12 protein-coding genes and 1 other RNA gene are annotated in these 14,497 nt (G+C 33.8%); 3 read left to right on the top strand and 10 right to left on the bottom strand.

Annotated elements, in window-relative coordinates:
• Positions 1-270: 270 nt before the first annotated feature.
• The gene (locus tag EUC40_RS01510; RefSeq protein ID WP_156573318.1) at positions 271-948 is read right to left on the bottom strand and encodes a response regulator transcription factor; all 678 of its coding nucleotides are present in this window, start codon (positions 946-948) and stop codon (positions 271-273) included.
• Positions 949-1,605: 657 nt separating this feature from the next.
• Here EUC40_RS01510 and EUC40_RS01505 point away from each other — a divergent pair.
• The gene (locus EUC40_RS01505; RefSeq protein ID WP_167520138.1) at positions 1,606-2,277 is read left to right on the top strand and encodes a DUF1643 domain-containing protein; all 672 of its coding nucleotides are present in this window, start codon (positions 1,606-1,608) and stop codon (positions 2,275-2,277) included.
• Positions 2,278-2,363: 86 nt separating this feature from the next.
• On the opposite strand, the gene EUC40_RS01500 is transcribed toward EUC40_RS01505, so the two are convergent.
• A complete protein-coding gene (locus tag EUC40_RS01500) occupies positions 2,364-3,137 on the bottom strand; it encodes an MAE_28990/MAE_18760 family HEPN-like nuclease (RefSeq protein ID WP_156573314.1) in 774 nt (257 codons plus the stop codon).
• Positions 3,134-4,225, bottom strand: coding sequence for a DUF262 domain-containing protein (locus EUC40_RS01495; RefSeq protein ID WP_208814637.1), 1,092 nt, complete (start codon positions 4,223-4,225; stop codon positions 3,134-3,136). Before EUC40_RS01495 ends, EUC40_RS01500 begins: the two co-directional genes overlap by 4 nt.
• Positions 4,226-4,497: 272 nt before the next feature.
• Between EUC40_RS01495 and EUC40_RS01490 the strand changes: the two genes are divergently transcribed.
• Positions 4,498-5,892, top strand: coding sequence for an Eco57I restriction-modification methylase domain-containing protein (locus EUC40_RS01490; protein WP_156573312.1), 1,395 nt, complete (start codon positions 4,498-4,500; stop codon positions 5,890-5,892).
• A 1,147-nt stretch (positions 5,893-7,039) separates the two neighbouring features.
• Here EUC40_RS01490 and ssrA read toward each other — a convergent pair.
• The 7 genes from ssrA to EUC40_RS01455 all read right to left on the bottom strand — a co-directional run bounded on the left by ssrA (position 7,040) and on the right by EUC40_RS01455 (position 13,230).
• Positions 7,040-7,394, bottom strand: a transfer-messenger RNA (tmRNA) gene (ssrA, locus tag EUC40_RS01485).
• Between the two features lie 125 nt (positions 7,395-7,519).
• Positions 7,520-7,987 (bottom strand): SsrA-binding protein, encoded by a 468-nt coding sequence (smpB, locus tag EUC40_RS01480; RefSeq protein ID WP_001123918.1) that lies wholly within the window; start codon positions 7,985-7,987, stop codon positions 7,520-7,522.
• A 372-nt stretch (positions 7,988-8,359) separates the two neighbouring features.
• On the bottom strand, positions 8,360-10,753 hold the full coding sequence (gene rnr, locus EUC40_RS01475; protein ID WP_425278204.1) for a ribonuclease R: 2,394 nt from the start codon (positions 10,751-10,753) through the stop codon (positions 8,360-8,362).
• A gap of 187 nt (positions 10,754-10,940) precedes the next feature.
• Positions 10,941-11,681 (bottom strand): carboxylesterase, encoded by a 741-nt coding sequence (estA, locus tag EUC40_RS01470; protein ID WP_167520161.1) that lies wholly within the window; start codon positions 11,679-11,681, stop codon positions 10,941-10,943.
• A gap of 163 nt (positions 11,682-11,844) precedes the next feature.
• Positions 11,845-12,078 (bottom strand): preprotein translocase subunit SecG, encoded by a 234-nt coding sequence (gene secG, locus EUC40_RS01465; protein WP_128856322.1) that lies wholly within the window; start codon positions 12,076-12,078, stop codon positions 11,845-11,847.
• 94 nt (positions 12,079-12,172) lie between these two features.
• Entirely contained in the window at positions 12,173-12,865 is a 693-nt protein-coding gene (locus EUC40_RS01460) for an LrgB family protein (protein ID WP_000078297.1), read from the bottom strand.
• Entirely contained in the window at positions 12,862-13,230 is a 369-nt protein-coding gene (locus tag EUC40_RS01455) for a CidA/LrgA family holin-like protein (RefSeq protein ID WP_071710101.1), read from the bottom strand. Before EUC40_RS01455 ends, EUC40_RS01460 begins: the two co-directional genes overlap by 4 nt.
• 284 nt (positions 13,231-13,514) lie before the next feature.
• Between EUC40_RS01455 and EUC40_RS01450 the strand changes: the two genes are divergently transcribed.
• Positions 13,515-14,465 (top strand): nucleoside hydrolase, encoded by a 951-nt coding sequence (locus EUC40_RS01450; RefSeq protein WP_156573306.1) that lies wholly within the window; start codon positions 13,515-13,517, stop codon positions 14,463-14,465.
• The last annotated feature ends 32 nt before the right edge of the window (positions 14,466-14,497 follow it).

Genomic DNA, 14,497 nt, shown 5'->3' with positions numbered 1-14,497 from the left:
TGAATGGTGTGAGTTAATAGAATTAAGCATAATTTGTATTCGAAAAGGAATATATGCCGTCTGGCTTGTTTATTAACCTTTAGAGAATACATGAGAGAAGTATTCTTTTTATGTTTTCCCTCTCTTTAATACTTCTTAGAAACTATTTGATTATCAAATTTAATAGAACAAAACAAGGAAAACTGGATGAACAGTTTTCCTTGTTTTGTTCTATTATGCTGGATATTGATTATTATGACAAACTGTACTTTCCCAAGTATCTTATGTTTATCATTCAATCATTGAATAGCCCCTGCCATGTATCGTTTGAATATATCTGTCTTTCTTCTCACACTTTAACTTTTTTCTTACATACCCAATATATAAGTCTACTACATTTGGATTTACTACTACGTTATGTCCCCAAACTTGATTCAAAAGCATTTCACGACTCAATATTGTATTTTTATTCTTGATTAAAAATACAAGTAAATCGTACTCACGCTTAGTAAGAGAGAGATTTTTACCATCTTTTTTCACAATATGGCTAGATGCATCAACAAAAAGATCTTTAAACTGAAAAAAGTTTGTCTCCTTTTGCTGAATACAGTCACTTCTCCTTAAAATAGCTTGAACCCGTGCTACTAATTCTTCTTTCACAAATGGTTTTCTTATATAATCATCTGCTCCTGCTTGTAACCCTGCTATGCAATCCTTACTAGAAATATTGTCGGTCACAATAATTATCGGTGTCGTTTTAACGAGTCGTATTTGTTTACAAATTTCTGGTCCAGATATACTTAACGAATCCCAATCCAATATGATAATATCCCAATTTTGTTCATATATTATATTTAAACCTTGGTTTTCATTGTGAAGTTTTAAAATGAAATAGCCTTCTTGCGTTAGACCGCTTACGATTTTCTTCGCTAAAGACCTTTCATTCTTAATTACCAACACCTGCTTCACCGATGGTTCACCTCTACTTCAATATAACTTAGTTAGATAAAAAATTATCCCGAAAAAATAATTTAAGATTTATAAATATTAAATTCCTAAAAAAACCATTATAACAGCTTATTAGGAGAACTCTATATAATCTTACAATAGATATAGCTAAAAACACAAAATATATGAAGATTTAAATAAAGTGAAACTTTAATAAAAGCTCACCAACCGGGCTTTGACGGGATAAACTTGTAATCATTAAGGGATAACACACACAAGATGCATTGAGGATGGAATTGGAAGAACCGAAAAATTAGATACATTCTATTTTTAGAATCTTAACTTTGCGGCAAACAAAAGAACCATACCCCCGCCAACCTGGCAAAGTTATGGTTCATATCATACAAAATAAAAAAACCACCAAATATGTATTGGTGGAGACGGTGGGAGTCAAACTCTCATTTTGCAAAGTTAATAAAGTATCATTGTTTAAGGAAACTTATTTTTCTGCAGAAAATACATGACTACGTTTTATTAAAATTACGTTGCGGGGGACAGATAAGTTTTACCTGATTACGAATTATCTGTAATACTGTTATAATTAATATCTTAAGAAAAGAATTTAAAGTTTAATAATGGTGTGATAATTCAATACTCAAAGTCATGGAGTTGATTTATATGGGTAAACCTATTTTATTCTCTACGTATGTTAATGAAAATAATATCACTACTATACCAACAAAAATAAAAAGTAATACACGGCATAGGTACGTAATTAAAATCCCTTTCAAAAACAGAGAAAATCTCAAAAATAGTGTCTCAGCAATTGTTATTTTAAAAAATCCTAGTGCAGCTGGAAAATTTATAACGTTAAACGATACAAAGAGAAGACAATCAGATGATACTATCTACAAAATATTAGACTATCTATACAAATATAAAAAAAACACTATTAAAGATGTAACAATAGTAAATCTTATGAGCATTTTTGGTGGAACATTATCTACTATCATAACAAAAGCAACATCGGCTAAAGAATTATCCACATCGCAAAACTTAATAGAAATAAAAAAAGTACTCTCTACCGCAAAAGCTAATGATATAATCATAGCTGCGTGGGGTGGTTATCCTAATCATCCTAAATTAAAAGAGGAAGATGATTGTAAAATTTCAATCAAACATTTAAAAAATTACTACGATAATCTTATTATAAAAATTCACACTTTATTAAAAGATAAAACTGTATTTCAAATTGGCGATTTAACTAATGATGGATTCCCAAGACACGGAAAAAATTGGTACGATTACGAATTGATGCAAGAATACGAAATTCCTAAGAGTATGGATTAATTTTATCTTTTCATAGGAATAGCTTACAAAAAAGCATACTATGCTACTTAAACAATAGAACCATTTAAACGGTTCTATTGTTCGCTTTATTGTTCTTCTCCGTATTTTTTCTCTAGTTCTTCTAATTTCTGCTTTAACTTCCTCTCCATTAAATCATCATAAACTACTTTATCCTCTTCATTACAAATTAAATAAAACTTTTTTTCTTTATAATTGATAAGTATTTCTGTAAAAAAATCTAAAATAGTTAAAATAAAATCTTTTAATTTAGCAATATCATTAACATTTAGAGCAAAGTCTAATTGAAGATCATGATTGAATTTACTGCCATGACCAATAGCATTTCTATTTGCTAACAAACTACTATTAATATAATTTTCTCTGGCTTTTAATACAGCGCCATACTCACAACCTAGTATATTAATTATATTTTTCAAGACTTTCGGTTTTAAATTATGTTGAGTAGTTATTATACTATCCTCTTCATCGTTATCAATATCAATTTTAACTTTAAACTTCCGATTATCTATGCTATTGGTTTGTTTAAGAAAATCGAATTCCTTTGTTAAGGAAATGCTCTCTGTATTTTCCATACAAGCTTTAGCTACTTCTTTTATTGCAATTGCTTTAAAGTTCATTGTTAATTCTTGAATCTTAATCTTTTCTTCTACAACGTATTTTATATAAAGCTTACTACTTTTTTTTATATATCCTTCCCAGTGTGCATACAGAATAAGTATTAAAGATTTTAATAGCGCCTCATTATTATTTATTTTAGCCAAAAAGAACAATTCCGATATTTCCTTTTTTCTCCAACTCATATCATCTTGTAGAAATATTTCAAATTGTTCACTTCTCATCTTGAAAAATACTCCTTAGAAAAACCTGTTAAACCTTTAAATCTATTAATAGCCTTGATACCTCTACTAGAATATTTTATATATTCCTCTTGTGTATAAAGAACAATTATCTTATTTTTTATTTCTTCATCTGTCATCGCTTTAACTTTTTCTATATTTTGTGCTACTCCAGTAGCAATAGCCTCAAAACTTGCTATTGACATAGCGCCTTCAAATTTTCTCTTTTCTGTGCTATATTTTTTGAAAGCATTTTCACCAAGTACTCTCTTAAGCAAATCAAATACTTCTTTAAATATTTGGACTTCTATTTCTATATCAAATTCTTCATCAGATAATATTCTAGTTATTTCTTTATCAATAAAATCAGATAATATATCTTTAGATGGATTATATTTTTCATAATCTACTTTATCCATTTTTGCAATAAAATATCTTAAAATCAACTCCATATGATATTCTTCTTTTAGCCTTTCCGCACTAATTGGAATAGTTCTTAAAAAGTTATCATATGATTTTAGTTTGTTTACTTTTTCATAGAAACTAGAGTTTATCATAATCAATAAACAATTTCTTATTTCCTGATCAGACAAATGTAATCCGCCAGTATTTAATCTTTGGAAAAGTTCATACTGTGCCTGAATACTTTCTTCAGTTAGTATAATATTTATTCCCATTTTACCTCTTCTAAAAATTCTTTTTATATCCATAGGTAGACTTTCCCATGTAAAGTCCTCTAATGAAGGCAAATGCGTTGTCTCAGTTAAAGTTAACGGGGGATATCCAGCTAATTTTCCTACCAATTGCAAAATGGTCGATATACGTTGCACCCCATCTACTACATCCCATTTACCATCTTTTTTTTGAGCAACAAATATTTCGGGTATTGGAATACCGACTAAAATGGATTCTATAAATTTCGTTTTTTTCTGATCATCCCATCTAAATAATCTTTGAAAAGCAGGTGTTAAAATTAAATCACCTTCATCGTATAAATTAATAATTTCTCCAATGGACATATTATAACTATCAGTTTTAATTGTCTGTCTTTCTTTACTTAACTCTTCTAACAACTTTTCTTTATTTCCCAACTTTTCCACCCCTTGTATTATTTTAACAAATTGCGAAGTGCCTATATTGATTTAATCATTTATTAATACAATTATACCTTGTACGATAAAAGGTTTTATTAGATAAATCAAGTCTACTTACATTATTTATTATTATCCTTAAATACCTTTTATAGTTGGGTATTCATCCCCTATTCAAATATATATTATAAATTTGAATAAACAGTCTCTTTATTGGTAAGTTAATTATTTAAGCCAATTAAGTTATAATATATAAAGATGGAGGTACAAAAATGACAATAACATTTTTACGAGAAATCGATCATAATAACATCGATTCCACAAACTTAAAAATTGATAATAAAGTATTACATGGTCAATATTTTACCCCAATACAAATAGGGAAATTTATGAGTTCAATGTTTAAATACAATAATAAAAAGAGTATAACTATTCTAGATCCTGGTAGCGGAACAGGTAACCTTACCTTGGCTTTCATTAGTAAAATATGTGAATGGAGTAAAAAGCCTGATAACATTAAGGTTTTCTTATATGAAGTAGATAATAATCTAATTCCCATTTTAAAAGAAAATATGAGTTATGCTAAACAATTTTGTTTTTCAAAAGGAATTATTTTAGATTATACTATTAAGAATGAAGATTTCATTATTAGTGGCGTTGAGCAAGTCCAATCCAACAATATAGAAATTGTTGATTATATTATTACAAACCCACCATACAAAAAAATGGCAACCAATTCTAATTATAAGAAAAAATTACTTTCTGTAAATATAGATGTTCCTAATTATTATGCTGCTTTTATAGCGTTAGCCTGTAAACTTTTAAGAAAAAATGGCCAACTAGTATTTATTGTTCCACGTAGTTTCTGCAACGGAAAATACTTTGAGAAGTTCAGGATAAACTTAGTGAAAAATTACAAATTAAAGCACATCCACCTCTTTGAAAATCGTGAAGGTTTATTTAATGAGAATATCTTACAGGAAACCATAATTATTTCTCTAACTAACCAAAAGCCTAATCCTTCAAATAAAGTGAATATTAGCTATTCAAAAGACGCTAGTTTTGAAGATTACGCTCTCGAAAACAAACTTTTAGAAAACATCGTTTTTCCTAATGACAATGAGAAATTAATTCGAATAGTGAATAATACTATCCATGAAACGACTGAGACTATTAATAGCTTACCTAATAGTTTAGACGACATAGGAATTCAAGTTTCAACAGGTCCTATAGTTGATTTTAGGGAAGATGGTACTATATCAGAAAAACCAACACCCTTCTCGTTACCTATGATTTACTCAGAAAATATTACTAAAGGAATTGTTAAATGGCCTATAACTGGAAAAAAACCTGGATTTATTATTATGAATGAAAAGAAGAAAAAGAATCTTCGTCCACCTGGTATATATGTCTTAGTAAAGAGAATGACTTCTAAAGAAGAATCCCGAAGGATAAGTGCTGGTATATTTAATTCTCTTGAAGTTTCCCCGAATGATTATGTAGGTTTTGATAATAAAATTAATTATTACCACATTAATAAAAATGGGTTTCCAACCCTAGAATTGGCGGCTGGCTTAACTACTTTTTTAAATTCAACATTAGTCGATGACTATTTTAGAACCTTTAGTGGAAGTACTCAAGTTAATGTAAGTGATTTAAAAAAATAAAATACCCTTCACTTCAACAGCTTGAACATCTTGGAAGAGTTACTTTAAATAATAGGCTAGATCAATATGATGTAAATAAAATAATCACTGAATTTTTATAGAAAGAGAAACCGTTTGTAAATGGTTTTGACTTACAGACGACTTTCTCTTTTTCAAAAAGAAAATGATATTTTAGACCTTTCCCAATTACTATCATTACATATATTCCTCATATAAATTTTTTTCTTACTTTCAATTATATAAGCAGTAGTACCCTCTGATATGGTTGTTGAAAAACTTTGAAATACCTTCGCAGAGAGAATCACTGTTCCAAAAATAATATTCCCATTCCAATCACAAAATATCTCTACTAATTCTTTCTTTTCAATAATCGTCAATAGATCCTGAAGAAACAACAGCTTCAAACAACAAGATAGATTTAGTTATTTCATCGTATCCAATAACATCAGGGATTTTAGTTTAGTATGGGCATCTATTTTAAAAAAACAATAGATTTACAAACATCAACGTTAACAAGTTTATCTATAACGTTTGTGTCTCTAACGTATGCTAACCGAAATTTAAGAAACACCTTTTAAAAAATATCTTCAACAATGAATTTCTCAATAATATTACGATTTTCAGGAGATAAAATGATTTCATTTTCTAAATAATCACTACTAATAACAACTGACTTCCCCCTTAATTTTCCGATATTTTTTCACCGTTCAATACTAACAGCATTTACAAACTCCAATTTTAATTTATTGAATTCTTCATTTTTTCTATATAGGCATCCAATAATTTCTTAACTCGCATTTTAACAATTTATTTTTATATATAAATATAAAGAGTGTGCATTATATAAAAGGATAGGACCTATTATTACTATTTTGCGCATATACAATTGAAAAAATCAGCATAGAAATATATCAACACTGTGTGAATAAAAATGGTCTACTAAACTTAAAAAGTTTAGAGTTATTAAATCCTACGCATCTAAAGTTTTTGATTTTGCTATGAAACATGATTATATCTTAAGCTATCCATTTACACTTGTAGAGATACCTAAAATTAAAAAAATTCATTTACAGACCAATAATCGGAAAAGCCAAACCCCTGGGTGATCAAGAAATTTGCATAAAAAAACCACCAAACAGTTATGTATTGGTGGAGACGGTGGGAGTCGAACCCACGTCCAAAAATATCGGCACTTAAGCTTCTACGAGTGTAGTCGATATATTAGCATTTCGCAAACTCTTCGGCCTATCGACAGGCTTCCAAGTTGCTAGTCTGATTATTCTCTTCCTTCGCCCTCAGACGGCGAACTCCGGCGTAGTCCACTTAGTTTGAGTCCCTTACCCTACCACATGGACGATGGAGGGAGGAACCTTTAGTGCAATTAAGCAGCTAAAGAAAGATTGTTTTGTTTGCCAATTATAGGCTTTGACGTTTTAACGAGGCCGATCCCCTCGACTCGCAACCTAAGCTCGAACTATCCCTGTCGAATCCGTAACGTCCCCATGATAAAAATGGAGCATACGAAGAAATATCGTGATAGCTACTAAGAGCTGTTTTTCAATGTGCAACAATCTTACATAAGTTATTATAACATACGCGCGTCGTTTTACAAATGTAAATATCTGTATTACATCTTTTGGCGATCACGGAACGCGCGTGCAATTTCACGTTTAGCTTCTTTCTCTTTTAAATCGTGACGTTTATCAAATTGCTTCTTACCTTTTGCTAAACCAAGTGCCATTTTTGCAAATCCATTTTTCAAATAGATTCTAAGTGGAACTAGTGCGTAACCCGTTTCTTTTGCAGCTCCCGCTAGCTTATCAATTTCTTTTTTATGAAGAAGTAATTTTCTCGTACGAAGCGGATCGTGGTTGAAACGATTCCCTTGTTCATATGTACTAATATGCATATTATGAACCCATACTTCACCATTATGTATACGTGCAAACGCATCTTTCAAGTTTACGCGACCAGCGCGAATCGACTTAATTTCCGTTCCTTGAAGGACAAGCCCTGCTTCATATGTTTCTTCGATGAAATAATCATGAAATGCTTTTTTATTTTGTGCAATAACCTTACCTGTACCTTTTGGCATACAACGTCCCTCCTCTATTTTTACCATTGTAACAAATGTTATTAAAAAGCGAAAGTGGCTCGCTCAGAATGTGAGGTGGATGGAGCTTCTGACCTTGAGGCGCTCTTTGCCTCTCGGGAAGAAGCGAAGCCACCTCACATTCTAGCCACTGTAGCTGGATTACATTAAAAAGCGAAAGTGGCTCGCTCAGAATCTTTGGACATTGGAACTCCCGACAGAGAAGCGCTTTTTGCTTCGTACGAGGGATTGAAATGGCCAATAGATTCTAGCCACTGTAGCTGGATTCTAATAAAAAGCGAAAGTGGCTCGCTCTCAAGTCACCAATAAAAAGAAAAAGGCCCCGCTTTTCATCAAAGCGAAGCCACCCTCTTCTTACTTACGCTTTTTCTTTTTCTTCTTAAATCCTGGTACGTTTTCGAAGAATGCTTTCTTCTTCTTGCCGTTACCATCTTTTTTCCCTGACTGGCTAGCAGATGTGGAAGTGGATGCTGATGCTGATGCTGACCCTTTTCCTTTGCCTTTACCGCCACGGTCAAACTTTCTTCCTGTACCGCGTTCACCGCCGCGCTCATTACTGCGCTCGCTACGTCCACCGCGTTTCTTTCTGCCTGTTCTTGGCTGTTCGATAACGACTGGACGATCTTTGAACTTACGGCGTGGTGTGCCTTTCATGCCAACGATTTCAAAGTCGATTGCGCGCTCGTCTTTGTTTACGTTAATAACGCGAATTGTAATTTCGTCACCGATGCGGAATACGTTACCTGTACGTTCCCCGATCATTGCGAAATGCTGCTCGTCATAACGGTAATAATCATCCGTTAAGTAGCTAACGTGTACAAGGCCTTCAATAGTATTTGGAAGCTCTACGAATAAACCGAAGTTCGTTACAGAGCTAATCATACCGTCATACTCTTCACCGATCTTATCAACCATATACTCCGCTTTTTTCATTTCGTCTGTTTCACGCTCAGCTTCAACAGCACGACGTTCCATATTCGAAGAGTGCTCTGCAATCTCAGGTAAGTTCTCACGCCATTTTGCTTGTGTTTCGTTGTCGACTTTACCGTTAATGATGTATTCACGAATCAATCTATGAACAATCGTATCTGGGTAACGACGAATTGGTGATGTGAAGTGCGTATAGAACTCCGTTGATAAACCGAAATGTCCTAAGCTATCCGAATCGTAACGTGCTTGCTTCATTGAACGAAGCATAACTGTTGAGATTACTACTTCTTCTGGTTGCCCTTGAACCATTTCAAGAATTTGTTGCAGTGCACGAGGGTGTACTTCGTTCGCACGTCCTTTTACTGCATATCCGAAGTTTGTTACAAACTCGAAGAAACGCTCAAGCTTATCTTCTTTCGGATCTTCATGGACACGGTACATAAACGGTACGTTCATCCAGTGGAAGTGCTCTGCTACTGTTTCATTCGCAACAAGCATAAATTCTTCGATTAACTTCTCTGATACAGAACGATCACGCATGACCACATCAGTCGGTTTTCCTTCTTCATCTACTAATACTTTCGCTTCTTTAAAGTCAAAGTCAATTGCACCGCGACGCATACGTTTTTCACGTAAAATTTGAGCTAGTTGCCCCATCTCTTTAAACATCGGTACTAACGGCTCATAACGCTTAATTAACTCTTCATCTTCATCTTCTAAAATGCTTCTTACGTCAGCATACGTCATACGCTCTGTCGTTTTAATCACACTTTGGAAAATCTCGTGTTTGACAACATCACCTAGATTGTTGATTTCCATTTCACAAGATAATGTCAGACGGTCTACTTTCGGATTTAATGAACAAATACCGTTAGATAGACGATGCGGAATCATTGGGATTACACGGTCAACAAGATATACACTCGTCGCTCTTTCCGCTGCTTCCACATCAATCGGAGAACCTTCTTGCACGTAATGACTTACATCCGCAATATGAACACCAAGTTTGTAGTTACCGTTCTCAAGCTTCGTTACTGTAACAGCGTCATCTAAATCTTTTGCGTCTGCGCCGTCAATCGTTACAATCATTTGGTCACGCAAATCACGGCGATCTTTTAAATCTTCTTCTGAAATCGTTTCTGGTACACTGTTTGCGTGCTCCATCACTTCTTCAGGAAATGCTAAAGGTAAATGATGTTTATGGATAACAGATAAAATATCTACTCCTGGGTCATTTTTATGACCTAGAATTTGAATAACTTCACCTTCTGCACTTAAACGATTCTCTGGATAGCTCGTAATTTTCACAACTACTTTATGACCTTCTACAGCACCCATCGATGCACTTTTCAAGATGAAAATGTCACTTGTCCAGCGCTTATTGTCAGGTATAACAAATCCGAAGTTTTTTGATTCTGTATATGTACCAACTAGTTCTTTCGTTCCACGTTCTAAAATACGTACAATTGCACCTTCTTGACGTGAACCGCTTGATTGTGAACTAACGCGCGCTAATACTGTATCGCCATGAAGTGCACCGTTTAATTCTGTAGGCGGGATGAAAAGATCATCATCTCCTGTTTTCTTCTCTTCTGGCACAACGAATGCAAAACCACGTGCATGTCCAATTAACTTACCGCGTACTAAATTCATCTTTTCAGGAAGACCATAACGGTTGCTACGTGTACGAATAACAAGCCCCTTCTCTTCCATCATTACAAGTGCCTTTACAAAATCTTTAAAGCCTTCAGAACCTTCAATTCCAAATGCCGCTTCTAATTCTTGTATCGTTAACGGTTTATACGCTTCTTCTCTCATGAATAATAATAATTTATCAATATGTTCTTGTATGATTTCTTCCAAGCAGAAATACCTCCTTTAAACCCTTATATTATTTAGTGTATCCGAAAGATGGGGTATGTATAAAGCGAAACTTTAATACTCCCCTAATGATTTTTACAGTTTTCATAAAAAATTCCTTATGAAAAAAAGAGGCAACTAGATGTTACCAATCTAGTTGCTCCAAGAAGTTATATACATCCTCATGTAGCTCGTCACGTTGCTTATCAAGTGTAATGACATGCGTAGAGTCTTCATACCATTTAATGTCCTTTAACGTTGATTCTACACCGTTATAAATAATGTTAGCACTATCTGTATTAATCATTTCATCATGACGTGCCTGTACAACAAATGTTGGTGCATAAATCATATCCACATTATTACGTACGTCAGCAATTAATTCCTGTAATGCTTTCAATGTATTCATCGGTGTCTGTTGGAATTCCAACATTTCTTGTTCAATTTGTTCTGGCGATTTTTGCTCACGCTTTTTATATTCGCGGGCATATGCCAATATACCTTGGTACATCGTTTCTTCACTCTTAATATACATCGGCGCACACATTGGTACTACACCTAAAACAGGTATTGTATATGCTAATTTTAAAGAAAATACTCCACCTAGCGATAAACCAACGACAGCGATTTTCTCAAATCCTTTATCTTTTAAAAGCTGATATGCCTCCGTTACATCTTGCCACCAATCTTCAGGACCTGTATGAACAAGCTCTTCTGGCGGTACACCGTGTCCTTTATAAATTGGTGCATGACAAGTATAACCTTTCTTTTCTAAGAAACGCCCTAACATGCGTACATCAGCTGAGTTTCCTGTGAATCCATGTAGTAATAAAACAGCGCGGTCTCCACCTTCAAATGTAAATGGTTTCGGAGATGCTAACTTCATCATGTACTTCTCCTCTTTCTCTTCTGTAATCTAGTCGTATTCTTTCTATATCTTAGTGTACCATATTTATATTTCTATAATCTAATTAGAAACTTTTTTCGAATAACGAAATAAAAAAGAAGAACCATTAGCACAAATCAGCTAACGCTTCTTCTTTTTAATTCTATAAATTTAAGTACGTAACAGCAATTGTTAGTACGAAGAACAATACAGCTAGAACAACTGTAATACGGTTTAATACCGCTTCAATCCCACGCGCTTTTTGCTTACCAAATAATTGCTCTGCACCACCTGAAATAGCGCCTGAAAGGCCTGAGCTATTACTTGACTGCATAAGTACCATAACAATCATTAAAATCGATACAATAATAAGTAAAACTGATAATAACGTATGCACTTGGCGTACCTCCTACAAAGATTCAGTTATTTTAACTGTAGCATAAAACCTATAGAAAAGCGAGAGCTATAGAGTCGCTCTCGCTTTTCTTCTATTACATAAACATCATCGCAAATAACGGGCCAAGCACACATGTTAAAATAGCTGTTAATGTCATTGTTACCGATCCAATAACACCTTCATGTTCATTATTTTTCATCGCTCTCATAACGCCCATAATATGAGATGCACAACCAAATCCGATCCCTTTACCAACTGAATTTGTAACGCGGCTCCATTTTAATAAAAGTGGGCCTGTAATTGTTCCAGTAATACCTGCAATAACAACGAAAGCTGCTGTTAAGGAAGGTACTCCACCAACTTGCTCTGAAACGCTCATCGCAACCGGCATTGTCACTGATTTTGGTAATGAAGATAAAATTAAGCTTTTATCTGTCCCCATAAGTGAAGCAATAACGAAATCACTTGCGATTGCAACGGTTGTACCTACTAAGACCCCGCCCGCAATCGGTACAACATATTTTTGCAGTACATGACGCTGTTTATACAGCGGAATTGCGAATGCTACAACACCCGGTCCAAGTAACTGCGCAATCCAACCACCACCGCTTTCCATATAATTTTGATAAGGTATATCAAGCACTATAAATATGAAAGCCATTAATCCTGTCGCTACAAGCATTGGAATAGTAAATGGTGTTGGAAATAATTTATAGATTTTTTTAGATAATTGATATAATAGCACCGTAAAAAGAACCCAACCAATTCCGATTAATATTTGGCTCATCGTGACTCTCTTTCCTCTCTATTCGCAAGATATTGTCCTGTATGTCCTGCGACAATAATAATTAAAAATGTACTCGCTACAATTGTAATGAAAAGGGAAATTCCTTTACTCATAAAAAAAGCACCGTAATTCATTAAGCCAAGTGTTGGCGGAATTAATAAAAACGGCATAACAGCGACGAGTGTTTCTGCTCCTACATCAAACCATTTCACAGGTAGAACTTTCAAGCTCAGTAAAACAAGTAAAAGAAACATCCCAATTAAACTTCCTGGAATCGGAATATTCAACATTTCCTGCACCCAAGTTCCAACCATATAAAATACATACAAAGCAGCAATTTGGACAAGAATCTTTGTAAATTTCATGTTCATCATCCCTCATGTTTATACGATCTTCTCTTAATATCTTTATCATAGTATAAATTGTAAAAAGCTGCAATTTATCAACTTGACAGCAAAAATAGCCAATGTTACACGCTTACACCCTTGATATGACTGCATTTTCGAACGAAAAATAAGTCAAAAGCATTGACCTAATATAAAAAGTTTTTATTTTCTGAATTTATCTAGTTGCTATTTCAAGAAAATAATCTTTTTATTCTTATTATCCAAAAGCTTACATATACATTAACAAGATAGGTGGTGAACTTATGCCAAAAAAAGTTCTCATTTTTTGTGATCCTGGGATTGATGATACGATGGCTCTCCTCTTAGCGTTCTTTATCGATGAAATAGAAATCATCGGCATTGTTGCTGATTACGGCAATGTTCCGAAAGAAATGGCCGTACAAAATGCTCATTTTCTTACGAACGAAACAAAGGAGAGAAATATCAAGATATTTGGTGGATCAGAACGTCCACTTACTGGTGCCCCTCCTGCATTTTTTACAGATGTACACGGGAAACAAGGGCTCGGGCCAATTATTCCAAAGGGGAATGTGACTAACGGAGATATGGAGAATTTTTTCGAAGTTATTCCTCTTATTGAACAGTATAAAGATGAATTAATCATTGTAAGTTTAGGAAGACTTACCTCTCTGGCGATTTTATTCATCGTATGTAAAGAGTTAATGAAACAAATCAACTCTTATTACGTAATGGGTGGTTCCTTTTTACACCCCGGTAATGTTACCCCTATTTCTGAAGCGAACTTTTATGGCGATCCTACTGCTGCTAATATAGTCCTTCAATCTTCACCTAACATGTACATCTATCCATTAAACGTCACCCAGTATTCCATCATTACACCAGAAATGGCTGAATACATTGAAGCAAAAGGAAAGGCCCCACTCGTTAAACCTCTTTTCAATCACTATTACTATGGATATTATAAAAATGCTTTACCACATTTAAAAGGTTGTCCATTTCATGACACAATTCCCATACTCGCTTTATTTGATAACACTATGTTCACTTATCACAAATCACCTATCGTTGTCATGACAGAATCCTATGCACAAGGAGCAAGTATTGGAGAATTTCGCTCTTTAGAAGAATCTAAACCATTTACTGATTGGCCGATTCATCAAATCGCAATTGATTTTGATTATAGCCGTTTCTTTAAACATTTCATGTCACTTATGACGGGTGAGCAATTTTAAGCATAAAAAAACAGACCGTGATTTCTCACGGT

Origin of the sequence: Bacillus luti (genome assembly GCF_009739945.1) — a bacterium.
Taxonomy (GTDB): domain Bacteria; phylum Bacillota; class Bacilli; order Bacillales; family Bacillaceae_G; genus Bacillus_A; species Bacillus_A luti.
Note: the sequence above shows the minus strand (reverse complement) of the source record. Positions and strands in the feature narration are given on the sequence as shown.

Excerpts from the sequence above, each read along its gene's own strand:
- EUC40_RS01505 (WP_167520138.1), top strand. The coding sequence starts at position 1,606 with ATGGGTAAACCTATTTTATTCTCTACGTATGTTAATGAAAATAATATC.
- EUC40_RS01500 (WP_156573314.1), bottom strand. The coding sequence starts at position 3,137 with ATGAGAAGTGAACAATTTGAAATATTTCTACAAGATGATATGAGTTGG.
- EUC40_RS01490 (WP_156573312.1), top strand. The coding sequence starts at position 4,498 with ATGACAATAACATTTTTACGAGAAATCGATCATAATAACATCGATTCC.
- smpB (WP_001123918.1), bottom strand. The coding sequence starts at position 7,987 with ATGCCAAAAGGTACAGGTAAGGTTATTGCACAAAATAAAAAAGCATTT.
- rnr (WP_425278204.1), bottom strand. The coding sequence starts at position 10,753 with ATGAGAGAAGAAGCGTATAAACCGTTAACGATACAAGAATTAGAAGCG.
- estA (WP_167520161.1), bottom strand. The coding sequence starts at position 11,681 with ATGAAGTTAGCATCTCCGAAACCATTTACATTTGAAGGTGGAGACCGC.
- EUC40_RS01460 (WP_000078297.1), bottom strand. The coding sequence starts at position 12,865 with ATGAGCCAAATATTAATCGGAATTGGTTGGGTTCTTTTTACGGTGCTA.
- EUC40_RS01455 (WP_071710101.1), bottom strand. The coding sequence starts at position 13,230 with ATGAAATTTACAAAGATTCTTGTCCAAATTGCTGCTTTGTATGTATTT.
- EUC40_RS01450 (WP_156573306.1), top strand. The coding sequence starts at position 13,515 with ATGCCAAAAAAAGTTCTCATTTTTTGTGATCCTGGGATTGATGATACG.